This is a genomic window from Daejeonella sp., from assembly GCF_037719425.1.
Classification (GTDB): domain Bacteria; phylum Bacteroidota; class Bacteroidia; order Sphingobacteriales; family Sphingobacteriaceae; genus Daejeonella.
Genome location: NZ_JBBJNI010000012.1, coordinates 16,533 through 39,913, shown reverse-complemented (window position 1 = coordinate 39,913; position 23,381 = coordinate 16,533). Strand labels below are relative to the sequence as shown.

At 41.3% G+C, this 23,381-nt stretch carries 25 protein-coding genes; 12 read left to right on the top strand and 13 right to left on the bottom strand.

Features of this window, described 5'->3' with window-relative positions:
• The first annotated feature begins 2 nt into the window (after window positions 1-2).
• From WKF69_RS03065 to hisS, 4 genes are read left to right on the top strand one after another with little or no spacing between them, the layout of a single operon-like run.
• The gene (locus tag WKF69_RS03065; protein WP_340379438.1) at window positions 3-521 is read left to right on the top strand and encodes a fumarate hydratase; all 519 of its coding nucleotides are present in this window, start codon (window positions 3-5) and stop codon (window positions 519-521) included.
• A 20-nt stretch (window positions 522-541) separates the two neighbouring features.
• Entirely contained in the window at window positions 542-1,321 is a 780-nt protein-coding gene (locus tag WKF69_RS03060; RefSeq protein WP_340379437.1) for a S1/P1 nuclease, read from the top strand.
• Window positions 1,322-1,326: 5 nt separating this feature from the next.
• Window positions 1,327-1,770: a low molecular weight protein-tyrosine-phosphatase gene (locus WKF69_RS03055; RefSeq protein WP_340379436.1), complete on the top strand. Its 444-nt coding sequence runs from the start codon at window positions 1,327-1,329 to the stop codon at window positions 1,768-1,770.
• An 18-nt stretch (window positions 1,771-1,788) separates the two neighbouring features.
• On the top strand, window positions 1,789-3,174 hold the full coding sequence (gene hisS / locus WKF69_RS03050) for a histidine--tRNA ligase (protein ID WP_340379435.1): 1,386 nt from the start codon (window positions 1,789-1,791) through the stop codon (window positions 3,172-3,174).
• A 186-nt stretch (window positions 3,175-3,360) separates the two neighbouring features.
• Here the strand turns inward: hisS and WKF69_RS03045 are convergent, their stop codons facing one another.
• The 3 genes from WKF69_RS03045 to WKF69_RS03035 all read right to left on the bottom strand — a co-directional run bounded on the left by WKF69_RS03045 (window position 3,361) and on the right by WKF69_RS03035 (window position 7,605).
• On the bottom strand, window positions 3,361-5,661 hold the full coding sequence (locus WKF69_RS03045; protein WP_340379434.1) for a TonB-dependent receptor: 2,301 nt from the start codon (window positions 5,659-5,661) through the stop codon (window positions 3,361-3,363).
• A 67-nt stretch (window positions 5,662-5,728) separates the two neighbouring features.
• Window positions 5,729-6,079, bottom strand: a complete 351-nt coding sequence (locus WKF69_RS03040; protein WP_340379433.1) for a hypothetical protein — start codon at window positions 6,077-6,079, stop codon at window positions 5,729-5,731.
• Window positions 6,080-6,582: 503 nt separating this feature from the next.
• Entirely contained in the window at window positions 6,583-7,605 is a 1,023-nt protein-coding gene (locus tag WKF69_RS03035; RefSeq protein ID WP_340379432.1) for a Gfo/Idh/MocA family oxidoreductase, read from the bottom strand.
• A 180-nt stretch (window positions 7,606-7,785) separates the two neighbouring features.
• Here WKF69_RS03035 and WKF69_RS03030 point away from each other — a divergent pair, with 180 nt between their 5' ends.
• Genes WKF69_RS03030 through WKF69_RS03020 form a run of 3 tightly spaced genes read left to right on the top strand, consistent with a single transcriptional unit; the run spans window position 7,786 to window position 9,612 of the window.
• Window positions 7,786-8,130: a hypothetical protein gene (locus WKF69_RS03030; RefSeq protein WP_340379431.1), complete on the top strand. Its 345-nt coding sequence runs from the start codon at window positions 7,786-7,788 to the stop codon at window positions 8,128-8,130.
• 4 nt (window positions 8,131-8,134) lie between these two features.
• A complete protein-coding gene (locus WKF69_RS03025; RefSeq protein ID WP_340379430.1) occupies window positions 8,135-8,839 on the top strand; it encodes a peptidylprolyl isomerase in 705 nt (234 codons plus the stop codon).
• 5 nt (window positions 8,840-8,844) lie between these two features.
• Window positions 8,845-9,612 carry an exodeoxyribonuclease III gene (locus tag WKF69_RS03020; protein WP_340379429.1) on the top strand — a complete coding sequence of 256 codons (768 nt, stop codon included), beginning with the start codon at window positions 8,845-8,847 and terminating at the stop codon, window positions 9,610-9,612.
• A gap of 22 nt (window positions 9,613-9,634) precedes the next feature.
• On the opposite strand, the gene WKF69_RS03015 is transcribed toward WKF69_RS03020, so the two are convergent.
• From WKF69_RS03015 to WKF69_RS02985, 7 genes are all read right to left on the bottom strand, one after another.
• Window positions 9,635-10,213, bottom strand: coding sequence for a 5-formyltetrahydrofolate cyclo-ligase (locus tag WKF69_RS03015; protein WP_340379428.1), 579 nt, complete (start codon window positions 10,211-10,213; stop codon window positions 9,635-9,637).
• Between the two features lie 101 nt (window positions 10,214-10,314).
• Window positions 10,315-10,875, bottom strand: coding sequence for an elongation factor P (efp, locus tag WKF69_RS03010; protein ID WP_340379427.1), 561 nt, complete (start codon window positions 10,873-10,875; stop codon window positions 10,315-10,317).
• A 71-nt stretch (window positions 10,876-10,946) separates the two neighbouring features.
• Window positions 10,947-11,564 carry an ABC transporter ATP-binding protein gene (locus tag WKF69_RS03005; RefSeq protein ID WP_340379426.1) on the bottom strand — a complete coding sequence of 206 codons (618 nt, stop codon included), beginning with the start codon at window positions 11,562-11,564 and terminating at the stop codon, window positions 10,947-10,949.
• 13 nt (window positions 11,565-11,577) lie between these two features.
• The gene (gene lpxA / locus WKF69_RS03000) at window positions 11,578-12,366 is read right to left on the bottom strand and encodes an acyl-ACP--UDP-N-acetylglucosamine O-acyltransferase (RefSeq protein ID WP_340379425.1); all 789 of its coding nucleotides are present in this window, start codon (window positions 12,364-12,366) and stop codon (window positions 11,578-11,580) included.
• Complete coding sequence (locus tag WKF69_RS02995) at window positions 12,363-13,775, bottom strand: bifunctional UDP-3-O-[3-hydroxymyristoyl] N-acetylglucosamine deacetylase/3-hydroxyacyl-ACP dehydratase (protein ID WP_340379424.1); 1,413 nt, start codon at window positions 13,773-13,775, stop codon at window positions 12,363-12,365. The genes lpxA and WKF69_RS02995 overlap by 4 nt, the downstream gene beginning before the upstream one ends.
• Window positions 13,776-13,806: 31 nt before the next feature.
• The gene (gene lpxD, locus WKF69_RS02990) at window positions 13,807-14,844 is read right to left on the bottom strand and encodes a UDP-3-O-(3-hydroxymyristoyl)glucosamine N-acyltransferase (protein ID WP_340379423.1); all 1,038 of its coding nucleotides are present in this window, start codon (window positions 14,842-14,844) and stop codon (window positions 13,807-13,809) included.
• A 70-nt stretch (window positions 14,845-14,914) separates the two neighbouring features.
• Complete coding sequence (locus WKF69_RS02985; RefSeq protein WP_340379422.1) at window positions 14,915-16,153, bottom strand: HD domain-containing protein; 1,239 nt, start codon at window positions 16,151-16,153, stop codon at window positions 14,915-14,917.
• A 96-nt stretch (window positions 16,154-16,249) separates the two neighbouring features.
• Here WKF69_RS02985 and WKF69_RS02980 point away from each other — a divergent pair, with 96 nt between their 5' ends.
• From WKF69_RS02980 to WKF69_RS02965, 4 genes are all read left to right on the top strand, one after another.
• Window positions 16,250-17,803, top strand: a complete 1,554-nt coding sequence (locus WKF69_RS02980) for a bifunctional response regulator/alkaline phosphatase family protein (RefSeq protein ID WP_340379421.1) — start codon at window positions 16,250-16,252, stop codon at window positions 17,801-17,803.
• Window positions 17,804-17,838: 35 nt separating this feature from the next.
• Window positions 17,839-18,255 (top strand): tRNA (adenosine(37)-N6)-threonylcarbamoyltransferase complex ATPase subunit type 1 TsaE, encoded by a 417-nt coding sequence (tsaE, locus tag WKF69_RS02975; protein WP_340379420.1) that lies wholly within the window; start codon window positions 17,839-17,841, stop codon window positions 18,253-18,255.
• A 74-nt stretch (window positions 18,256-18,329) separates the two neighbouring features.
• A complete protein-coding gene (locus tag WKF69_RS02970; protein WP_340379447.1) occupies window positions 18,330-19,541 on the top strand; it encodes an alanine dehydrogenase in 1,212 nt (403 codons plus the stop codon).
• The gene (locus WKF69_RS02965; protein WP_340379419.1) at window positions 19,538-20,218 is read left to right on the top strand and encodes a M15 family metallopeptidase; all 681 of its coding nucleotides are present in this window, start codon (window positions 19,538-19,540) and stop codon (window positions 20,216-20,218) included. Before WKF69_RS02970 ends, WKF69_RS02965 begins: the two co-directional genes overlap by 4 nt.
• Before the next feature lie 72 nt (window positions 20,219-20,290).
• Here the strand turns inward: WKF69_RS02965 and WKF69_RS02960 are convergent, their stop codons facing one another.
• On the bottom strand, window positions 20,291-21,316 hold the full coding sequence (locus WKF69_RS02960; protein WP_340379418.1) for an aminotransferase class I/II-fold pyridoxal phosphate-dependent enzyme: 1,026 nt from the start codon (window positions 21,314-21,316) through the stop codon (window positions 20,291-20,293).
• Between the two features lie 10 nt (window positions 21,317-21,326).
• On the bottom strand, window positions 21,327-21,872 hold the full coding sequence (locus WKF69_RS02955; protein ID WP_340379417.1) for a phosphoglycerate mutase family protein: 546 nt from the start codon (window positions 21,870-21,872) through the stop codon (window positions 21,327-21,329).
• A gap of 103 nt (window positions 21,873-21,975) precedes the next feature.
• Between WKF69_RS02955 and WKF69_RS02950 the strand changes: the two genes are divergently transcribed.
• Window positions 21,976-22,956 (top strand): YihY/virulence factor BrkB family protein, encoded by a 981-nt coding sequence (locus WKF69_RS02950; protein WP_340379416.1) that lies wholly within the window; start codon window positions 21,976-21,978, stop codon window positions 22,954-22,956.
• 1 nt (window position 22,957) lies between these two features.
• Here WKF69_RS02950 and WKF69_RS02945 read toward each other — a convergent pair whose 3' ends face one another.
• The gene (locus WKF69_RS02945; protein ID WP_340379415.1) at window positions 22,958-23,380 is read right to left on the bottom strand and encodes a hypothetical protein; all 423 of its coding nucleotides are present in this window, start codon (window positions 23,378-23,380) and stop codon (window positions 22,958-22,960) included.
• Window position 23,381: the final 1 nt, after the last annotated feature.

The window sequence follows — 23,381 nt, the reverse complement described above, 5'->3', positions numbered from 1 at the left end:
ACATGTTGAGTTTTATCCCTACGAGGCTTTTTGCTATTTACTATATAGCGTCATGCACGGTTGCGTTAGGTTCCTGCAAATTCAACGAAAACATGCAGGGAAAAGGGAGAGACGATGTTCAGGGAGTTTGGGAAGAAGGAACGGTCGCATATCAAAATGAACGGCTCCAATACTCAAAACATCAGTTCCGGTTTAGTTGCGACTCTGTTTATGTTACCATAAAAACCTTTGCAAATGTGAACACTTACCCTGACAGCTGTTTCAACAATGGGAGATGGACTGAGTACGCAAAAGGCGTGTACGAAACTAAAAAGGACACTTTGTTAATTACTGCCACCTTCACGAAACCAGATTTTAAACAGAAAATTTCAGGTTGCTACCGTACCGGGCAGTATCTGCCGGCGTTTGTCATCAAAAAAAGTACCACTGATACCTTATATTTAGAAGGCTTACAAGAACACTTGCCTTTTTATCTTATTTTAAAAGAAAGAACTCCTTGTATTCAAAAACCCTTAAACTAACCGTTTACACAAATAACATCATGAAGAAAATAATTCTGATCGCTCTGTTTGCCTATTTTCCAATAAACACGATGGCCTGGGGGCTGCTCGGCCATAGAGTTGTAGGACAGATAGCCCAAAGTTACCTGAAGAACCGGACGAGCCGTGAGGTAAAGGCTATTCTTGGACATGAATCACTTGCAATGGCAAGTAATTGGGCTGATTTCATTAAATCTGAACCTTCTTATAATTTCATAAGCAATTGGCATTATATAAACCTGCCCACGTCTCTGAGCTCCGAGCAATTGCAAAGCTACCTGTTAAAAGATACTGTAACTGACGCATACACAAGAATTCGCTTCCTTAGCGCTGAACTAAAGAATAAATCTTTGGAACAGAATAAGAAGGTTATGTACCTGCGTTTGCTGATACACATAGTTGGTGACCTTCACCAGCCTATGCACACCGGCAGGTTCGAGGATCTCGGTGGGAACAAGATTCTAGTTACCTGGTTCGGGCAGTCATCCAACCTTCACCGCGTATGGGATAGCGACCTGATAGAATCACAAGAATTGAGCTACACGGAATATGCACGATCAATTAATTTTATTGATAAATCAAGGCTCTTTCAATTGCAAAATGAGGACGTAAACCTATGGGTTGAAGACTCTTATAAGGTCGCCGACAAGATCTATGCAAACGTTAAATCAGCTGATAAGTTAGGTTACCGGTATATCTATGATTATATCGCTGTTGCTGATCAGCAGCTTTTGAAAGGCGGCGTTCACCTGGCTGCTCTTCTTAATGACATTTTCAAATAAGCTTTATGAAGATCTTAATGGTTTGTCTGGGTAACATTTGCCGTTCTCCACTTGCTCATGGGATTCTTGAACATCTTGCCAAAGAAAAGGGGCTTGACTGGGAAGTTGACTCGGCTGGGACAGGGAACTGGCATGTAGGGAAACAGCCCGACCGTCGTTCTATAGCGATAGCAAAAAACTACGGCGTAGATATATCAGGGCAATGCTGCCGTCAGTTCGAAGTTAATGACTTTGACAAGTACGATCATATTTTTGTGATGGATTACAGTAATCTGAATGATGTTAAAGCATTAGCAAGGACAGATGGTGATCACGAAAAAGTAAGCCTTCTCTTAAAAAACGATATTGTGCCCGATCCATATTATGAGGATAATCAGTTCGATCCTGTCTATAACATGGTTGAAAAGCGCTGCAGGGAGATCATTGAAGAATTTAACTCTCCATCATAAAACCTCTACCTTTAACACATGGCCACAATTAAACCATCCATCCCAAAAGGAACCCGTGATTTTTCGCCTGAAGAAATGGTGCGCAGGAACTATATTTTCGAGACCATTAGTTCTGTTTTCAAAAAGTACGGTTATCAGGAGATCCAAACTCCTACAATGGAAAACCTGGATACCCTTACTGGTAAATATGGGGATGAAGGAGACAAGCTGATATTCAAAGTGTTGAATTCAGGCGATTTTCTTTCAAAGGTACCTACCGAAAAACTGACTTCTCATAGTTCGCAGCTTATCACATCCGCGATCAGTGAAAAAGCCCTTCGTTATGACCTGACCGTTCCTTTTGCGCGCTATGTGGTAATGCATCAGAACGACATTTCCTTTCCCTTTAAGCGATTTCAGATCCAGCCCGTATGGCGCGCAGATCGTCCACAAAAGGGAAGATATCGCGAGTTTTACCAGTGTGACGCCGACGTAGTTGGTTCAGACAGTTTATTAAATGAGGCCGAATTTGTTCTGATATATCATGAAGCTCTCAGTAAACTGGGATTGAGAGATTTCACGATCAAACTTAATAACCGAAAGATTTTATGGGGAATAGCAGAGATCATTGGCAAACCTCAGCTGATCATTGATATGACTGTCGCAATTGATAAACTTGATAAGATTGGTTTCGATGGCGTAACAAAAGAATTAATTGAACGGGGATTCACAAAAGCTGACATTGATAAGCTTAAACCGGTCATTTTGCTGCAAGGTTCAAACGAATCAAAAATTCAAAACCTTAAATCAGTTCTAAAAGATTCTGAAGTAGGACTAAAAGGAATCGCAGAGATCGAAACTATCCTTGATTATGTTTTAGCGCTCAAATCTCAGACTTCAGATCAAAAATCTCTTAACCTAGAACTCGACATAACTCTAGCGCGCGGTTTAAACTACTATACAGGAGCTATCTTTGAAGTCAAGACAAATGAGGTTTCCATGGGTAGTATCGGGGGGGGTGGGCGCTACGACGACCTCACAGGTATGTTCGGCTTAAAGGATCTTACGGGTGTGGGTATTTCATTTGGTGCAGACCGCATTTATGATGTTCTGGAGGAACTGGGCTTATTCCCTGAAGCTTCTGCCGAAAGTACCCGTGTAATGATCAGTAATTTTGATCAGGGCGCCGAAAGATACGCATTGCCTTTACTTCGAAAATTAAGGGGAGCGGGAATTAACTCGGAGATCTACCCATCTTCAGCCAAGCTCAAAAAACAGCTTAACTATGCTGATGATAAGAAAATCCCGTACGTGATCCTTATCGGTAGTGAAGAAATGGAAGACGGTATGTTAAGCTTGAGAAATATGAAAAACGGGGATCAGCAAAAACTCTCCATTGAACAGATCATTGCGACGCTCCTATAGAGCTTCTTCAACCTAATACCGTGCGTTAATCGAATTGAATCTAAACACATACTTCGTATGCAAGTTGAACACGAAGAAAAACTACCAGCCAGGCAGAAACCCCGAAATAATCGCCGTATTCTCTGTGTCCTCAGTGTTATTTTGTAAACAGCAGGCCAAGTTCTTTCGGAGCTGGAATTAGAGAATTTATTTAAATGGAAAGTAAAGCCCGACAGAAATATTTCTACCCTGATTATAATATCCAACGGTTGGCTGTGACTCATCAAGCCTTCCCGGTTTGAATCTGCTTAAATGATCATAGTAAGCCTTATCAAACAAATTATTGGCTGATATATTCACCCTCAAAGGCTGATTACCCAGCGCGAACGTTGTACCCAGGCCCAAATTTACCAGACTGTATCCGGCTGTGGTTGTCTCAAAGCTATCTACCCTCTTCTGTCTGAAGGCATTATCGAGCGCTATCGAAAAGTAAGTAGATTTCAAACCTTTAAAATCCGGCTCAAGCCTCAGCTCGTTTCGAAGCATAGCTGCGGGGATAAACGGTAGGGGGCTATCGGTTGCGCGATTAATTCCACGTGTATAAGAAAAGCTGTTTTCGAAGTGCAAAAGCTCTGCCGGATGGAATGTAAAACTTGCCTCCAGTCCGGATAAGTTTGCATTGGCCTGAATAAAGCGATAAACCGGAAGCGTCTCGGTATTTACCAGAATCGTTTCATTATTAAGCTGACTGCCGAAAATAAAATTATCTATATAGTTATTAAAAGCTCCAATACTCGCGCTAACCTTATTATTGTTGAACTCAAACGCCAGGTCCCCGTAATAGCTGTTTTCAGGATTCAGGTTGTTATTCCCAATCTCATACCTGAACGTTCCTTCATGTACGCCATCAGAACTCAATTCAGCAATATTCGGCGAGCGGAATGCCGAGCCAAGATTTGCTTTGAAATTGAAGTACTCATTGAATTCTTTTGTAAACCCCAGGGCGCCACTGAAGTTAGAAAAACCATTGCTGAAGTTATTGAATTTGGGCGATCCATCTTCCCGCATCTGGATCCCGTTGATATTCCGGTAGTCAAACCGTGCTCCCAAATTAAATGTGGTGCTTTCCCAGGATTTCTTCGCGTAAGCGAACAATCCTATTTCGCCGGCATCATAATCCGGAATAAGCAGCTCGGCAGCTTTATTTTTATTCTTCTGCAGAGATCCGGAGAGTCCAATGACTGGCTCCCAGCCATTATTCTCGTTGAAAAAATATTTAAAATCGGAACTATAAGTTTTTAGGTCAAAGAACAGTACCGGCTTTGTTGGGTTGTCTTCCAGCTCGCGTCTTTGGTTATCCTGGAACGCGAGGGTGGTACGCAGCCTTCCGGTGCTAAATAAAATGTGGCTATTTATTGCCAGCTTGTAATGGCGAATATCCTGGAAAGGAAGAAAAAGGTCTCGGCTCTTCAGGTCATCTTTGCTAAGAATAATTCCATTTTCATCTTCAAACTGTCCGCTGGCATTTCTGCTAAAATCAGGCAGACCAATGTTATTTCTAAAGCTGGACAGGTTCAGGTGGGCATAACCCCATTTCTTATTTAATCCAACCTGACCGCTGAGGCTGCTTTCGTTATAACCGGTATTAGCAATACGTCCGCCCGGAGCATTATAACTGAAGGCATTTTTGTAAGACCCTCTTGCACGCCACACTAAACCATTATAGTTGCCTTTTATCATTGCAGAACTTCCGGTAAGGCCGTTATTCGACTGATAACTAGTGAGCAATTCGCCCTGCACTTTGCCTTCAGGCGATGGCAGCGGCTCCAGGATATTTATTACACCGCCAAGTGCATCAGAACCATATAATAAGCTTGCCGCACCGCGTAAAACCTCTACGCGTTCAGCGCTGTACTGATCAACTTCAATGCCGTGCTCATCGCCCCATTGCTGTCCTTCCTGTTTCGCTCCGTCTACCAGCGTAACTACCCGGTTGTAACTAAGCCCGCGTATCACGGGCTTAGAAATTCCTCCGCCGGTAGTAACCTGCGATACACCAGGTACCTTTGCAATCGCATCAACCAAATTTCCCGAAGGGCGATTTACAAGCTGGTCCTTTGTAACCGAAGAAACTGCTGTACTGTTTTTTCGGTTATCCGTGCTGAAAGCCGTTCCAGTGATAACCACTTCCTTGGCTTCGATCATACTGGGTAACAGTGCAAACTCAAGCCCCGATGCAGCAGATAGATCCACCGTCTGAATGAGAGTCTTATAACCAATGTATCTTACCTCGACCAGGAACCGACCTTTTTGCGGAATATTTCTAAATGTAAATTGCCCTGAGCCGTCTGATATCACTGATATTTTAAGATCTGGTATGGTTATTAGTGCGCCTGGCAGAGTTTCTTTGCTGTGAGCATCGATAACTATTCCGTCAAGGGAAGTAGCTTCCGCGTAAACATGAAACGACGCCAGTAATAATATAATAAATAGAAATATAGATTTCATTTTTATGAGATAATAGGAGAAACGGAAATGCTGTCCCGGTGGAACAGCAAAAAAAAGAAATGAAAAATTATTCCGTTGGGGGACCCCTTAAGCCGGTGAACAGACGTTCAATAAAATATCCCGCAGTATCATTATTAATGAACAGGGATATTACCGGAGATAATTTGAGCTTCTCAATGAAGCTTACTTTTGTAAAGGTCTTATCAAAATGAACTGCGCAAGCCCAGCAAAAATCAGCCTTCTTTGTAATGTGAAGTTTGTGAGTACAGCTAGCGTGGGTCTTGTCCTTTATACAGGAAACCTGCGTTTTTGAAGTCTGATGGTTATGAAGAAAATCTAAGGGAATAAGCGTCACAGAGAAGCTCAACAGCAAAACTGCTGACAATGCAACACCTAATGATTTCTTGATCCTTTTCATATCAAGCTCAAAATTATATAAAAGACTAGTGATAACCTAATTCATTATTTTTAAGGCTGTAACAATTTAATAACTCCTTGAAAGATAACTTATCCGCCCAGGCATTTTCATATGCTCAATTCAGGCCGGTTTATCCCCCTGATTTGTATGAACATCTTCTAAAGTTGGTTGGTCCGAAAAACGTTGCATGGGACTGCGGTTGTGGATAATGTTCTTGGCGATCGATATTGGGATCCCGAACGAAAATTAATAGAAGAACGTTATAGCACTATCCATTTTCCATTTGAAGAAATCCCGTTACCTAAGTTTCGGATCGAAACAGTCTCGAGTCTGGACCAATTGATCGGATACTTAAATAGCTGGTCAGCGGTGCAACACTACATCCGTAAAAACAACATTAATCCGATTGCAGAGTTAAATGAACAGTTCAAAACGGCATGGGGATCTGAAGAAACGCGTAATGTTACTTTTCCGATTTATACACGGATTGGAAAAGTCAAAGCTTAGTCTGCCTTCCTTTCCAGTATTTCAAGCTGAATAAGAACTTCTTCCTCCTTAACCGGGAAAGCCACATCATTGCGAACATTCTGGTATACCGATTCAAACAGGTCAATGTATCTACCCCGTACGGACGGAATCGTTTCAGTGGTTTTTTCTCCCGATGAACTAACGGTTGTTAAGACACCGTCTTTCCCATCCGCCTCTTTTCCGAAATCCGCATCGCCCGGTTTCATACCAGCTATTAATTGATCTTCCTGAGAGTCACAGAACGATTTTATAAATGAACCTTTTGTGCCGTGAATAACAATTCCGGGCAATGGATCAGCAACAAGCAGGCTTGTCGTAATGAATACGTTCTTCTTGCCAGGATATACTAAATGGATGTGGCCATAATCATCAACTTTAGAATTCTCCCTGTATACTCCGGTGATCTTGCGATAGCTTTCCGGTTGGCCCATGATGCATATTACCTGATCGAGAAGGTGAGCAGCCAGGTCATAAACAATTCCGCTTGCGGGGAAGGGGTTTTCTTTGAAAGCTTTAGGGCCGATTTCTGCACGGTATCGATCATACCGAAGATGCATCTCGATAATATCTCCTAGTCGACCGCTGGTAATTGTATCTCTCGTAACAGCAAAATCGCTGGAAAACCTCCTGTTCTGATAGATCATTATCTTACGGTTTACCTTTCGGCCCAGTTCAAATAATTCCTTTGCTTCCTTTACTGTTGGAGCAAAAGGTTTTTCTACAAGAACATGTTTACCTGCAAGCAAGGCTTGTTTTGTATGCTCAACATGCAAATTGCTCGGGGTATTTACAATAACCAATTCAACCTCCTGATCGTCCAGTACTTCCTGTAAGGAATCGTAACTTTTTACATCCGGATAATCAGCCTTAACACGTTTATTATTATGTTCAAAGACCCCTTTAAAATTGAAACCCTGGTGAAAATTTACAAACGGAGCATGGAATAACTTACCTGACATTCCATAGGCAAGTAAGGCTGTGACAATTGGTTTTTGCATAAACAAATATACTAAATGGCTGTAGATTTCTGTTCAGGCATAGCGGCATATATCTAATTTTTACAGACTTTTGCAGGTATGAACCGTTCATGATTAAAATAATTATAAACACACAGGGGTATGATTATTTTAATCATGGTAAGCTCCATCTGACCTTTAAAAAACAATAAAAATAAACAGATGAAACCATCGGAGATAAACGAAAAATGGGCTGTATTACAGGAAAGGATAGCCAAAGATTTTGATACCGATATTCCTGATATGAAAGTGATGCTTTTCCTCATTGGCGTTCAGGAATTAGGTAAAGGCCCACAAAAATTTAGCAAAAGACAGAAAGAAGAGTTAATGCATATAGCAAATTGCAGGCTGTTCAGTGAGCTGGGATTTTATGAACTCGAGGGTATCGATCAGGATGGCTGGCCGCACTGGACTTTGATAAAACCTATACCGGCATACACTTTACTTGAGCAGGAAATGATAATGAGATCGCTAATTATTACATATTTTGAAACTTTATTAGATTAATGCTATGAAGAATTCCCTTTTACTAGTTCTTGTGTTTTTTACCCTGGGAGTTGCTGCTAAACCGAAGCATAGTTATGTTAGGATAAAAACCAATAAAGGTGAATGTGTGGTGATGCTGTATAATCAAACACCAAAGCACCGCGACAATTTTTTGAAATTAGCAAAGGAAGGCTTTTATAACGGCACCCTGTTTCACCGGGTGATCAACGAATTTATGATCCAGGGTGGTGACCCCGATTCAAAAACCGCTGCCGCCGGGCAGCAATTAGGATCCGGAGATCTTGGGTATAAGGTTGACGCAGAATTTCGTGATAGCCTGTTCCATAAAAAAGGAGTTTTAGCTGCGGCCCGCGATAACAATCCGGAAAAAGCTTCAAGTGCCAGCCAGTTCTATCTGGTCCAGGGTAAAAAGTTTACTGACGAAGAGCTTGACAAAACCAGGATGAGCCGAATGAATGGTCGTGTAATTCCTGAGTCGCAGCGTGCTGTTTACAAAACCCTGGGCGGTACACCGCATCTCGACGGAAACTACACCGTTTATGGCGAGATAGTCCAGGGGATTACGATGGTTGATACAATCGCATCAGTTGCTACATCTCCTGATAACAGGCCTGTTGAGGATATTCGTATGGAAGTTAGTGTCCTCAAAAAAAGTGAAGCCAGAAGGATCGAGAAAAGAAGGCTTGGAATAAAAAATAGTCCTCTTTAAGTTTCATGAAGATAATTTCATACAATGTTAACGGTATCCGCTCGGCATTAAGTAAGAACTGGCTTGCCTGGCTTCAGGCCGCAAATCCCGATATAATTTGCCTACAGGAAATTAAAGCAACACCTGATCAACTAGTGGATTTGCTATTGCTCGAACAATTGGGATATGAGCATTACTGGAATCCCGCAGAGAAAAAAGGATATAGCGGAACTTCAATATTCACTAAGCATTCACCGAGGCACGTTGAGTACGGATGCGGGATCGAAGAGTACGACCGGGAAGGCCGGGTTATCCGTGCTGACTTCGACAATTTCTCAGTAATGAGCACCTATTTCCCTTCCGGCTCAAGTGGGGAAGAACGTCAGCTATTTAAATACAGGTTTTTAGAGGACTTCCAGGATTACGCTGATAAAATCAAGATAGATCATCCAAAGCTGGTGATCTCAGGCGACTATAACATTTGCCATAGGGCGATCGATATTCACAACCCAAAATCCAATGCGAATTCATCCGGATTCTTGCCTGCAGAAAGAGAATGGATGGAGAATTTTATAAATACCGGATTTGTTGACAGTTTTCGCCATCTGAACTCCGAGCCTCATAATTATACCTGGTGGAGCTATAGGGCAAATGCACGAATGAAAAATCTCGGCTGGCGTATCGATTATAATATGGTAGCCGAAGGCCTGCGCGACAATATCAAACGTTCAGCCATTTTGCCGGAAGCGCGCCACTCAGATCATTGCCCCGTTCTGCTCGAACTAGCCTTTTGATATTCTAAATAACCGATCTTAATTATTTATTAAACACCCAGGTTTTACCAGGCGTAATGCACAAATCAAGGGGTATGTCAAATTCATTAACATCACTGATCTCTTCTATGGGATCGAAAAAAGATAAGCCTATCTTTTTCACATCAGATCGGCAACCAGATAAAAACCGGTCATAAAATCCTTTCCCATATCCTGCACGATTACCCTTTAAATCGCAGGCGAGCAGGGGAACAAACACGATATCAATATTCTCCGATGAAATTTCTTTCCCATGAATAGGTTCAGGAATATCATATTTATTTCTGCCGAGTATGGTGTACTCATGATCGTATAGAATATTCGTAATGGAAAGACTTTTGAAATCAGTCCGCGGAACAACGATCTTTAGATTTGGATATTCGAGTTTAAAATAATTCAGGATTGAAAAAGTGTCGATCTCGTTGTGTTTCCTGATTGGCAGAAAAACGTGAACAAGCTTTGATTTAGCCCAGTCGATAAGGGCAACCTGCTCCATTATTTCATCCGTTAGCATCCAATACCTTGACCGGGGGATATTAAGTCGCAGTTCTAAAAATTGTTGCCTTAGTGTAGATTTGTCCACACTACTAATGTATAAAACTCTGCTAAAATATAGTCAATAAAAAACGGCCTCTCCACTTCTGGAAAGACCGTGTAATCAACCTAAAACTAAACTATGAAATACTATTTAACTCTTTCTATATAATCACCAGTACGGGTATCAACTCTAACTTTGTCACCCTGATTAACAAACAAAGGCACTTTGATTTCAATACCTGTCTCAACAGTAGCGCTTTTTAGTGCATTTGTAGACGTATCTCCTTTTACTGCAGGCTCGGTATATACAATTTCAAGCTCAACGTTTGTAGGAGCCTGAGCCATAATTGGTTCTTCACTTTCGAAAGAAACAATAACGTTCATACCTTCCTTCAGGAATCTAGCAGCCGAACCAAACAAAGTTTTTTCGATGCTAAACTGCTCAAAGGAAGTGTTATCCATTACCACGAAATAATCACCTTCTTCGTACAGATATTGATAATCACTTGTTTCCACGCGACAGATTTCTACCTGCTCATCCGTACCAAGACGTGCTTCAACAGTTTTACTGGTTTTGATGTTCCTGAATTTGCCGATGTAAAAAGCGCCGCCTTTACCTGGTGTACGGTGAACGATCTCGTCAACGGTTACTAATTCGCCGTTATACCTTAAAATATTACCTGTTTTAATTTCTGACGCTTTTGCCATGATACGTTAGTGGTTTCGAGCGGCAAAGATATGGCTAAAAAATTAATTTTCAAAGCACCAGGTAGAGAGGACTATTTATATGCTTCGACGCTTATGTTCTGACCGCAAAAGGCGTATTCATATTCCTGATTGGAACAAACGATCACGAGACGTTCAGTTGAGAACTGTTTTATAAGCGAGAGGTACCATTCAACGCCTTGCTGGTCAAGGTTTGACGTTGGTTCATCAAGCAAAAGCACTTTTGTGTCGGCGCAAAAGGACAGGGCAAGCTTAACACGTTGTTTCATCCCGGACGAAAAGTTCTTCAGGGCTTTATGTTCTGAATGCTGCAAGTTAAGAAGGGATATCAGCGTTTTTTTATCGTACCCTTCCCGGTATTTTTTGAACTGGAAATGAAAGTCGATGTGTTCGCTGAGTGAAAATTCCTCGATAAGATCCAGGTAGGGGGCAGCAAGGCTTAATTCTGGAAAAACGTTTTCGATATCGATCGATACACTGTTCTGCGAATAATTGACCGCGCCTTCCGAGCTGGTAAGGCTGCCTGAAATTACCTGTAAAAGTGTTGATTTACCGCTTCCATTCGCTCCCAGAATGGCGTAAGCGTTTCCGCTCTCAAAAGTATAATTTACATTCCTGAAAATCCACTCGCGGTTAAAGCGCCTTCCGATGTTTTCCAGGATGATTTTCATTGGTAATTTTCGCCTAAACTCCGCTTCCGAATCCCTTCATTACTCCGCGGTTGGAGTTACGAATGAAATCAAGAATCTCATCTCTGATTTCTGTTGGCTCACGTTCGGTTTCGATAATATCCAGGGCACGGCTAATATTGAATTTTTTCAGGAATATGGTCCTGTAGATATCCTGAATCTCATTGATCTGCTCAGAAGTGAATCCTCGTCTTCTTAATCCCACAGAATTAATCCCAACATAAGAAAGGGGCTCACGGCCGGCTTTAGTATATGGCGGCACATCTTTACGAACAAGTGATCCACCCGAAATGATAGAATGTGCACCAATAGAAACAAACTGATGAACAGCAGATGCTCCTCCTATAAAAGCAAAATCCTGAACTTCAATATGTCCGGCTAGCTGAACAGAATTTGCTATGATTACATTATCGCCTATAACACAATCGTGGGCCACATGCACATAGGCCATTAGAAGACAGTTTGCGCCAATCGTTGTCGTGTTTTTATCAAGTGCCGTTCCGCGGTTTAGGGTAACACATTCTCTGACGATTGTATTATCGCCTATCGTGACCGTCGAGGCTTCGCCTTTATATTTCATATCCTGAGGCTGTGCCGAGATAACAGCACCGGGAAATATCCGGCAATTCTTACCGATCCGGGCTCCGTCCATGATTGTAACGTTAGATCCTATCCACGTGCCTTCGCCGATAACAACATCTTTGTAAATGGTAACGAACGGCTCTATAACTACATTTTCAGCAATCGTTGCCTGCGGATGGATATATGCTAGTGGCTGGATCATACGGTTACATCACTTTCTTTAACTCTGGTAATTTGTGCCATCATTTCCGCCTCCACAACCACCTTTTCACCAACCATACCCACACCTTTCATCTGACATATCCCCCGTCTGATGGGTTCCATTAGATCGCATCTAAATATAATAGTATCTCCCGGTAATACTTGCGCACGGAATCTCACTTTATCTATTTTTAGAAAATAGGTCAGGTAGTTCTTGGGATCCGGTACTGTGCTCAGCAAGAGAATACCGCCAGTTTGAGCCATTGCTTCGATCTGGATGACACCGGGCATTACCGGAGCACCGGGAAAATGTCCTTTGAAAAACTCCTCGTTCATGGTGACGTTCTTCACACCCACGACATAAGTTTTGGATAGTTCGAGGATCTTATCAATAAACAAAAAGGGCTGTCTGTGTGGAAGCATGTTCATGATCTGGACCACATCATACAACGGTGTTGCATTAGGGTTATAGATCTGCACGTGTTTTTTGCTCTTTTCCTTTTTGATCTGTGCTTTAATCTTCTTTGCGAAAGCAATATTCGCGGCATGGCCAGGACGTGCTGCCATAATGTGGCCTTTAAGCGGTACACCAACTAAAGCCAGGTCGCCAATCATATCTAAAAGCTTGTGGCGGGCTGGTTCGTTTTGGTGGCGAAGCTCTATATTATTCAGAATACCTTCTTTTGCTACATCAATATCATCGCGGTTAAAAAGCTTTGCCAAAATCTTCAATTCATCCTTACTCACCTGCTTGTCGACAACAACTATGGCGTTATTAAGGTCTCCGCCTTTAATAAGGTTGTGTTTTAAAAGCATTTCTAGTTCATGCAGAAAACAAAATGTTCTGCAGGAAGCTATTTCTTTTTTGAATTCAGAAATAGTGGTGATCGCCGCGTGCTGGCTACCCAAAACAGGGGAGTTATAATCGATCATACAGGTAAACCTGTAGTCGTCAAGTGGCATAGCAACCATTTCAACCTTACGGTCTGGTTCTGAGTAATGAATGTTGTGCGGGATGGTGTAATACTCGCGATACGCCTCCTGTTCAATAATGCCAGCTTTTTCCAAAGCCTCCATGAACATAATAGAGCTTCCATCCATGATCGGGGTCTCAGGCCCATCAAGTTCAATTATGATATTGTCAACCTCTGCTCCAACCAGACTAGCAAGGACGTGCTCAACAGTATTGACACTGGCGCCGTTTTGGGAAATAGTAGTTCCTCGTGACGTATCGGTAACATTATCGACATCCGCATCTATTACCGGAGATCCCGGAAGGTCTATTCGTCTAAATTTATAGCCATGGTTTTCTGGTGCAGGTTTGAATGTCATCGTAGCTACATGGCCCGTATGTAATCCAACTCCTGTAACCGAGATCTCAGATTTAATTGTTCTTTGTTTTACATTCATAGCATCAATGTTAATCAGCTTGGCAGGCTGACTACTTTATTTGGTCTTTTATAATTTTTTCGAGCTCAAGAATCCTCTTCTCAAGTTCGGGTAATCTTTTCATAACCACCTGGACTTTCAGTGAGTCTCGGTAAGTTCCCAGGGGAACTCCGTTCCAACTCATATTTTCTTCCTTTATAGAGTTATTCACTCCTGATTTGGCACCAATGTTTGATCCGTTTGCAATTGTGATATGGCCCACAATACCTACTTGTCCACCAATTACACAATTCTCACCGATCTTAGTGCTTCCCGATACTCCTGTTTGAGCAGCAATAACTGTGTTTGCTCCGATTTCAACATTGTGAGCGATCTGGATCAGGTTATCAAGCTTCACACCTTTACGAATAATGGTTGAACCCATCGTAGCCCGGTCAACGGTTGTATTTGAACCTATCTCAACATTTTCCTCCACAATTACATTCCCTATCTGGCTTACTTTACGATAGCTCCCCTGTCCATCTGGCACAAAACCAAAGCCATCCGCACCAATGATTGCACCGGAGTGAATTATGCTTTTGTCTCCTATTTCACAATTAAAATAAACCTTGACGCCTGCATATAAGGTTACGTCCTTACCAATAACTGCATTATCTGCAATATAAGTATTGGGGTAGATCTTACTGCCATCGCCTATTTTGACATTGGGGCCGATGTATGAAAATGAGCCGATATAAACGTCTTTGCCTATTTTTGCTGTAGGATGAATAAAGCTGTAGTCTTCAATTCCCTTTTTGTCAGACTTTATCATTTCATCGTACTTCTCCAGCAGAAGTGAAAAAGCGCTGTACGAGTTCTTAACCTTAATTAGTGTGGCATTTACTGGCTGAGATGGTATAAAGTCCTCATTGACAATAATTACAGATGCCTGAGAGGTATAAATGTACTGCTCGTATTTTGTGTTGGCCAAAAAAGATAGTGAACCCTCCTGGGCTTGCTCAATCTTTGAGAGCTGATTTACTGCAACCTCAGGATTACCTTCTACAGTACCTTCCAGTAATACTCCAATCTGATGTGCAGTTAATTGCATTCGGCAAATTTAGATGTTATTAGTTAAGGAACAAATTTTGTGGTGGTATGTATATTCAGGTTAAGACATGTCAATTGTTAAATAGTTTCACCTCTTTGATATAACAAAGTATATATTTCTGAACCGTCCTAACTAATGCTTCCAGATTTGAATTATCAGATGCCGTGGTGATATCCTGTATGGAACCGTCTTTCATCAATATTTTAATGCTTCCGTTACCAACGCTGTAGGCATTGTTCCTTATTGTATCTGTAAATACGAAATAAGAAGTGTCATCGTCTTCGATTTCGTATTCGTTTATTGCATTTCCTGCCAGATCATTAATTCTTTCAACAGAAGGAGGCTCGTTTGTTATCTCAACCTGGTAAAGATTACGCTGTATCAAATGTTTGCAAAGAGTAGATAGAATAAGGTCCTCGTCGTCACACCATACCTTGATAGAGGTAAATATGTCGTTGTCGTCGAGTTTTGTAAACCGTTCCAAATTTCGCGGATCATCCCTGAAATCATCCATGCTTATTGAGTTGTTCAGAAAGTAGGCGAAGCAAGGGCTTGCAAATAGCTCTCTACCCTGTCCCGAAATTTCTTTTGCTCTTTCGAGGATCTTGACGAGCATTTGCTCTGCGGCGATAACTGTTTTATGCAAATACACCTGCCAATACATCAGCCTGCGTGCTATCAGGAATTTCTCAATAGAATAAATACCTTTTTCTTCAACCACCAGCTGATCATCTACAATGTCCAGCATTTTAATTATCCTGTCAAAGCTGATCACCCCTTCGGATACTCCTGTAAAAAAGCTGTCCCGGTTGAGATAGTCCATGCGGTCGATATCAAGCTGCCCGGATACTAATTGATGAAGAAATTTTTTGTGATAACGGTCATTAAAAATCTCAAGAGCCAGATGAAGCTTTCCATCAAACTCCTGGTTAAGCTCATCCATGAGAAGTTTGGAAATGTGTTCATGGGATATCCCTTCTACTATGGTATGCTCAAGCGCATGTGAAAATGGCCCATGACCAATATCATGTAAAAGAATGGCTACTGTTACTGCTTCTTCCTCTTCAGGAGAGACTGCCTGACCCTTGCTTTTAATAGTTTCGATCGCAAGGCTCATCAGGTGCATAGCCCCGATTGCATGATGAAACCGGGTGTGTAAAGCTCCTGGATAAACCAGGTGTGTCATTCCAAGCTGCTTGATATAACGGAGCCGCTGAACATAAGGGTGCTGGATAAGATCGAACACCAATTCCGAAGGAATTGTGATAAATCCATAAACCGGATCATTAATTATTTTCTTCTTATTCAATCTTTAGAACCCTAAGGCACAAAAATTGTTAATTTTAATGACAATTGAGCTGTTAAAAAAGTTCATCGCACTTATATTGCTAAAATTTACATTCAAATGCAGGAAACCAACATTTTATGGGCCGATGACGAAATCGACTTGCTCAAACCACATATACTATTTCTGAACGAAAAAGGATACAAGATAAAAACAGTCACAAATGGTAACGATGCTTTAGATTGTTTTAAAGCCGAGAATTTCGACCTTGTTTTTCTCGATGAAAATATGCCCGGGCTTACGGGTTTGGAAACGCTCGCGAAAATAAAGACCATCGACCCGGACGTACCCATCGTGCTCATCACAAAAAATGAGGAAGAGTATATGATGGAGGATGCGATCGGATTTAAAATAGACGACTACCTTATTAAGCCGGTTAATCCCAAACAAATACTTTTGACTATCAAAAAACTTATTGATAATAAGCGGCTTGTCAGCGAAAAGACTTCGATGGCCTATCAACAGGATTTCAGGACACTAGGAATGACGCTCAACGATAACCTAAGTCATTCGGAGTGGGTGGATGTCTACAAAAAATTGGTTTACTGGGAGCTTTCTCTTGAAACTTTGGAAGATGAGGGAATGCATGAAATATTAACCGTTCAAAAAGCTGAGGCGAACGTACAGTTCTCAAAATTTGTTGAAAGGAATTATTTGAGCTGGCTTAAGAATCCGCAGGATGGGCCTATCACATCAAATCAATTATTTACAAAAAAGGTATTCCCTTCGCTCGAAGCGAAAAAGCCTACATTTTTTATACTGATAGATAATCTGAGATATGATCAGTGGAAAATGATCAATTCTATTCTGATTGATTATTACCGCGTTGACGAAGAGGACAGTTATTACAGTATTCTTCCGACGGCTACCCAATACGCCAGAAATGCAATTTTCTCAGGACTAATGCCGCTTGAAATGGAACGCCGTTTTCCGGATATGTGGCAGAATGATGAAGATGAGGGCGGGAAAAACTTATTTGAGGAAAAATTCCTTGCGGATCAGATTCAGCGTGTAATGCGCAAGGAATGCAAATACTCTTATAATAAGATCCTCACTTATGAACAGGGTAAAGCGATTAATGAGAATATCAATAATCTGATGGGAAACGATTTAAATGTGATCGTGTACAATTTTGTTGATATGCTTTCTCATGCACGGACAGATATGGCCATGATCCGGGAACTTGCCAATGATGAAGCAGCGTACCGTTCATTAACACTTTCCTGGTTTGTTCACTCTCCATTGCTTGACGCGTTAAAGAAACTGGCTCAAAAAGATATCAAGCTTATAATCACTACCGATCATGGAACGATTCGCGTAAAGCATCCTAGCAAAGTGGTCGGCGATAGAAATACCAATTCAAACCTGCGCTATAAACAGGGTAAGAATCTGAACTTTAACTCCAAAGAGGTATTCCATGTTAAAAATCCTCATGAGGCAATGCTGCCAAAGCTTCACATGAGCTCCGGATTCATTTTCGCTAAAGAAGATGGCTACTTCGTATACCCTAATAACTATAATCAATTTGTAAATTACTTTAATGAAACGTTCCAGCATGGAGGCATTTCTCTAGAGGAGGTGATAGTACCCTACGTAACCTATAGTCCCAAATAGCCAGAGATCAATAGCTTATTTTCTATTTTTACGACATGGAAATTCGTGTTCAGGATATAAAAGAACTTCCTGATGCTGCAAAGCAATTATTGGAGTTTTCTTCCGGGGAAAAGATCTTTCTTTTTGAAGGACATATGGGTGCAGGAAAAACTACATTTATAAAAGCACTTTGCGTTCACCTCGGCGCGAAGGACAGTATCTCCAGCCCCACGTACTCATTAGTTAATGAATATGAATCTACAAACGGGAAGATATTTCATTTTGATTTTTTCCGTATCAAAAATGAAACCGAGGCCTACGATATGGGGTTCGAGGAATATTTATACTCTGGAAATTATTGTTTTATAGAATGGCCGGACAAGGTTGAAGGCCTGTGGCCAGCAAATTATATAGAAGTGGTGATTGATCAGGATGAAGGAAAAGAAAGAACGATAAAAGCGCGTAAAGTTTGAGCTATTTGTTGTCAATTAAGACTTCATCCTTTTTTAAAATTTTCGTACCTTCCAATCCCTATTGACATTTTATGATGAGTGAATTATCTGACATTGCAAAACAGGCCATGATGCAGCCGCAGGAAGCAATGTTGGAAGTAAAAAATAAGAAGAACGACCTGTTCATAGGTATTCCAAAAGAAACTTCTTTCCAGGAAAACCGGATCGCGCTGACCCCTTTATCTGTTGGCCTATTAATTCAAAACGGCCACGAGGTTTTTATTGAAGCCGGCGCTGGTTTAGCAGCAAACTTTAATGATGATCATTACAGTGAGCAGGGAGCCCGCATCGTATACGATAAAAAGGAGGTTTACAAAGCCGACATCATTATTAAAATCGCTCCGCCAACTGAAGACGAAGTTGAGATGATGAAAATGGGACAAGTTCTATTCTCTGCACTTCAAATGTCCTCAATGAAAGCTGAATTTCTTCAGTCACTTATGAAAAAGAAGGTTACCGCTTTTTCGTTTGAGTATCTTCGGGACGAAGGTAACGTGCTGAGCGTAGTTCGGGCAATGAGTGAGATTGTAGGGGCAACTTCAGTGCTTATTGCAGCAGAATACTTAAGTAATGTGCTCGAAGGAAAAGGGCTGATGCTTGGCGGTATTACCGGCGTACCTCCTACAGAAATTGTTATCCTGGGTGCCGGTACGGTTGGTGAATACGCTGCCAGAACAGCCATAGCCCTTGGAGCAGAAGTGAAAGTTTTTGACAGCTCTATATATAGGTTACGCCGGCTTCAAAATAATATAGGAACCCGGGTCTTCACATCTGTGATACAGCCAGTAGTTTTGCAGAAAGCCATCCGAAATTGTGATGTCGCCATTGGTGCCATTCGTGCCAGCCATGGCCGAAGTCCATGTATTGTGTCGGAAGAAACTGTCAGCAAAATGAAACCAAACTCAGTGGTAATTGATGTCAGCATAGATCAGGGGGGCTGTTTTGAAACATCAAAGGTTACCAACCACACTGTTCCGACCTTCAGAAAATATGATGTGATCCACTATTGCGTTCCTAATATTGCTTCACGCGTATCACGCACCGCTACTTATGCACTCACAAATATTTTTACTCCGATCTTACTAGATATAGGTGAGATGGGCGGGGTAATGAATCTGATCTGGGAAAGACCGGGGATTCGAAACGCCACATATTTATATCAGGGTAAACTAACTAACAAGGACCTTTCCGAACGTTTTAATATCCCGGTTAAAGATCTCGATCTTCTGATAGTATCTAGCCGATGATAAAAAAACTTCTCGTTGTTATTTGCGTTTTAATCTCTTCTCAGATCTACGCTCAGAAAGCCAACCCTTTCAGTCTAGCTATAATCAATAATTTAGCCGATTACAAGAAGTCTGTTGCCGAGAACCCTGACAAACAATTAGTTGAACTGAAGAAGTATATTCCGGGACTTAAACTTGATATCCGGTACGCTACAAAAAATAATTTTGCCAAACAGGCAGTCTATAAACAAGCTCGGGCCTTCGCCAGGCTGCCAGTTGCTAACTCCTTAAAGAAAGTCCAGGCTGAACTGAAAAGATCGGGGCTGGGTCTTAAAATATTCGACGGATACCGGCCCTACAGTGTCACGGTTAAATTCTTCGACCTCGCATCTGATAAGAATTTTGTTGCAAATCCCAAAGATGGATCGAGACATAACCGCGGTTGTGCTGTGGACCTGACCATCATCAACCTGAAGACGGGAAAAGATTTGAACATGCCCACTCCATATGATAGCTTTGAAGCTGCCGCAAGCCCTGATTACAAAGATCTACCCGCTGAGGTTATCAAGAACCGTGACCTCTTGATAGGCGTGATGGAACGTAACGGTTTCCAAGTGATGTATAATGAATGGTGGCATTTCGATTTTAAGGGGTGGAAGGATTTTGAATTAATGGATATTGCCTTTGAGGAGCTGTAACTAGAGCAAGGAACAAAGAGCAAAGAATAAAGACATGTGTTGGCCACTGCAACGTTAAATTTAATAGTTATGTTAGTTGTCTTTAATCCTTGTTCTTTGTTCTTTCATCTCAATAATCGCTTCTACCACCTTTCTCATCTCTTCCTTTGTATGAGCACTATTGATAACCACCCGGTTCAAGACTTTACCTGTTGGATCTGGGTAAGCAAAAGATGAAATTAAAATTCCTTTTGAAGCCAGGTAATCTGCAGCGTTTGCATCGTTGATCAGGTAGACCGGGAAATCCTTTAAATAATACAAGCCCTTTTTGTCTTCGATGAAGCTTCGGAAGAACTTCATATTGGCCCGAAGTTTTTCAAGTTCTTCCTGATAGATGCCAAAAGCGTTTACGTAAGCAGATAATAGCCCCGGCGATGGTGGCGATGCACCAGCGTAAACGGGCGAAGTTCTTAAATTATTGATGATCTTCTTTGTTCCCAGAATGACTCCTGCGTCGAGACCTATCGCCTTTGCCATAGAAGCAATGATTATCGTTTCAACGTTTGGCAATTTAGGGATCCTTACATAAGCTCCCTCACCGTTCTCACCCGTAATTCCCAGTCCGTGCGAATCATCAATCAAGAGGCAGACTTTTCGGCGGGGTTCAATTTTACTCAGCCAGTCGAACTCATAAATTTCAGGGAAAAGATTGTTGAGTGAGTTTGTAATAAGGAGTACAGGTTCATCTGAACTGTTTACTTCATTTATTGCTTGTTTTGTCCACTCGCGAAAACTAATTTTCGGGGGTTGCGGCTGTCCAACCCACAAAGCAGGATGTGTGTCGGGGGCATAAATAAATTTGTATTTACCCAGGAAATGCTGAATAACGAGCTGCGCAGAGAGATAGCCGCTGGATACAATTATCGAATCTTCGGCATGGCTTCGCTTCGCCGCTTCAGCTTCAGCTTGAGCGAAAACATCCACCGTTACGTTGTTATTTCTTGACGCTCCGAAATTTATACCATAGCGATCAATACCTTCGAAAACCAGTTGCTTGAATTTTTCATTAAAAGGCATACCCAGGTAGGCAGTACCACTAAAAAAAGACTTTTCTTCCAATTTAAAAGGGCTATTTTTTGATCACCGAAGTGTGATGCTGCTTACCGTAATTTCCAGTGGTTAGAGATGCAAATCCAGTATGATCCACTTCCACTTTAAAGATGAAATCGTAATCGTCATCTGTCAGGACTGCAAGTGGACGGATGACACCAAATGCTTCAGTTAATTCGAGAACCGTGTTAGAGTGACCGACTATCAGGACTTTTTGTCCTTTATATTTTGTTTTTATTAGCTCTGCCAGAACTTTTGGATCCACAGGGTTATAAAACACTATTGGCACTTTGTTCTTCTCGGCTACAATGGCCGCAGTTTGAGTGGTACGCTTATATTTCGTTGAATATATGGCAGCAAATTTCTCCCTCTTAAGGGTAGCGGCCAGTGCCTTAGCTCGTACGTTTCCATCCATACTCAGATAAGGATCTGAATTTTTAGGATCGGATACATCCTTTTCGGCATGGCGAACAATGTAAATGCATGTTTTGGCCGCAGGAGATTGAGCATACAAAAAACTCGACACACCAATGAAAGCGATGAGTAGTGTAAATAGCTTTTTCATGGCTTATAGTCAGTTATTATTTGTATTATACAAGATAATCCTATATATTTTCAAATCTATTAAAACAGTTTCATTCTTAAACATCTTGAAGCAATAAACAGTCATGGAAAAAAAGGAAAAGTTTAAGTTAAATAAATCCGGTCCGCTAATCTATAAGGCATTTAATGCTTTTTTAGACGATAATGCTCTGAGTATGAGTGCCGCCCTGGCTTATTACACAATCTTCGCAATCGCGCCCCTTCTGTTGATTGTCGTATCTTTAGCTGGAATTTTTTATGGGAAAGAAGCTGCGCAAGGTAAAATTTTTGCCGAACTAAATAAATTTGTCGGGCCGGATGCAGCGATACAAATTCAGGAAACAATTAAAAATATCTCTGATAATCAAGAATCTACATTTGCAATAATTATTGGATCAATTACCCTTTTTATAGGTACTACCGGCGTTTTTATCGAAATACAGGATTCAATCAATAAAATCTGGCGGGTTCGAGCGAAGCCAAAAAAGGGCTGGCTAAAAATGGTTACGAACCGCGTTCTTTCTTTCTCAATGGTCATTGGATTGGGATTTCTCCTAATTGTTTCGCTGGTTATTAATGGGATTGTATTAGCGTTAAGTGCTAAACTTCAAATTTATTTTCCCGACATAACGCTGCTGGTCATTAATGGAGTTAATGTTCTGTTGACCTTTATTGTAATTTCTTCACTATTTGGGATCATATTTAAATTCCTGCCTGATGTGATAATAGAATGGAAGGATGTTAAAATGGGAGCGTACTTTACTGCTTTATTATTTATGATCGGGAAGTTCTTGATCGGACTATACATTGAGCAGGTTGGGCCCGGATCTGTGTATGGTGCAGCAGGATCGTTAATTGTAATCCTGATTTGGGTCTACTACACTTCAGCGATATTGTTTTTTGGGGCCGAATTCACCCAAGTATATGCAGATCGCTATGGGGCAAAAATAAAGCCGGCAGAATATGCAGTGCTTGTTTTGCAAATTGAAGAAGAAAAAAAAGTAAAGGTTTTACCAGCTCAGGACCATGATAAAACCTATGAAGGAACAGATAAGGTCAAAACGTGATCTAAAGTATAACTTCAGAAGGTCCTGAAACTTTGTTAATATGACATGCACATTTACCTCCGTTAACAACAAATTCCGCAGTCACTTTATTATTTGTTGTAGGATGAGTTGCACTAACAGTTATGACGTCACCAGCCTCTGATAGCTTTTTAACATCTGCATCACTCGCTACAGTATAAATTCCCTGATTATTTACCGTGACTGGTTCATTATTTTGCACTGTGCTCGTGCCGGTTCGCTTATTGATAGCTGAATAATCTTTGACCGTCACCGGATTTCCTGCCGCATCTTTGAACTTAACCTGCACCATTCTGAATTCCTGTGTGCAGATCATTTGTGCGCATTCCACCGGCTCGGTTTTAGTTGCCGAGCAGGCAAAAACAAAAACTAACGAAAAAGAAAAAATATAAATGAGCTTCTTCATG

Bases quoted from the DNA above. Each gene is read 5' to 3' on its own strand.
- WKF69_RS03065 (WP_340379438.1), top strand. From the start codon at position 3: ATGTTGAGTTTTATCCCTACGAGGCTTTTTGCTATTTACTATATAGCG.
- WKF69_RS03060 (WP_340379437.1), top strand. From the start codon at position 542: ATGAAGAAAATAATTCTGATCGCTCTGTTTGCCTATTTTCCAATAAAC.
- WKF69_RS03055 (WP_340379436.1), top strand. From the start codon at position 1,327: ATGAAGATCTTAATGGTTTGTCTGGGTAACATTTGCCGTTCTCCACTT.
- hisS (WP_340379435.1), top strand. From the start codon at position 1,789: ATGGCCACAATTAAACCATCCATCCCAAAAGGAACCCGTGATTTTTCG.
- WKF69_RS03045 (WP_340379434.1), bottom strand. From the start codon at position 5,661: ATGAAATCTATATTTCTATTTATTATATTATTACTGGCGTCGTTTCAT.
- WKF69_RS03040 (WP_340379433.1), bottom strand. From the start codon at position 6,079: ATGAAAAGGATCAAGAAATCATTAGGTGTTGCATTGTCAGCAGTTTTG.
- WKF69_RS03035 (WP_340379432.1), bottom strand. From the start codon at position 7,605: ATGCAAAAACCAATTGTCACAGCCTTACTTGCCTATGGAATGTCAGGT.
- WKF69_RS03030 (WP_340379431.1), top strand. From the start codon at position 7,786: ATGAAACCATCGGAGATAAACGAAAAATGGGCTGTATTACAGGAAAGG.
- WKF69_RS03025 (WP_340379430.1), top strand. From the start codon at position 8,135: ATGAAGAATTCCCTTTTACTAGTTCTTGTGTTTTTTACCCTGGGAGTT.
- WKF69_RS03020 (WP_340379429.1), top strand. From the start codon at position 8,845: ATGAAGATAATTTCATACAATGTTAACGGTATCCGCTCGGCATTAAGT.
- efp (WP_340379427.1), bottom strand. From the start codon at position 10,875: ATGGCAAAAGCGTCAGAAATTAAAACAGGTAATATTTTAAGGTATAAC.
- WKF69_RS03005 (WP_340379426.1), bottom strand. From the start codon at position 11,564: ATGAAAATCATCCTGGAAAACATCGGAAGGCGCTTTAACCGCGAGTGG.
- lpxA (WP_340379425.1), bottom strand. From the start codon at position 12,366: ATGATCCAGCCACTAGCATATATCCATCCGCAGGCAACGATTGCTGAA.
- WKF69_RS02995 (WP_340379424.1), bottom strand. From the start codon at position 13,775: ATGAATGTAAAACAAAGAACAATTAAATCTGAGATCTCGGTTACAGGA.
- lpxD (WP_340379423.1), bottom strand. From the start codon at position 14,844: ATGCAATTAACTGCACATCAGATTGGAGTATTACTGGAAGGTACTGTA.
- WKF69_RS02980 (WP_340379421.1), top strand. From the start codon at position 16,250: ATGCAGGAAACCAACATTTTATGGGCCGATGACGAAATCGACTTGCTC.
- tsaE (WP_340379420.1), top strand. From the start codon at position 17,839: ATGGAAATTCGTGTTCAGGATATAAAAGAACTTCCTGATGCTGCAAAG.
- WKF69_RS02970 (WP_340379447.1), top strand. From the start codon at position 18,330: ATGAGTGAATTATCTGACATTGCAAAACAGGCCATGATGCAGCCGCAG.
- WKF69_RS02965 (WP_340379419.1), top strand. From the start codon at position 19,538: ATGATAAAAAAACTTCTCGTTGTTATTTGCGTTTTAATCTCTTCTCAG.
- WKF69_RS02955 (WP_340379417.1), bottom strand. From the start codon at position 21,872: ATGAAAAAGCTATTTACACTACTCATCGCTTTCATTGGTGTGTCGAGT.
- WKF69_RS02950 (WP_340379416.1), top strand. From the start codon at position 21,976: ATGGAAAAAAAGGAAAAGTTTAAGTTAAATAAATCCGGTCCGCTAATC.
- WKF69_RS02945 (WP_340379415.1), bottom strand. From the start codon at position 23,380: ATGAAGAAGCTCATTTATATTTTTTCTTTTTCGTTAGTTTTTGTTTTT.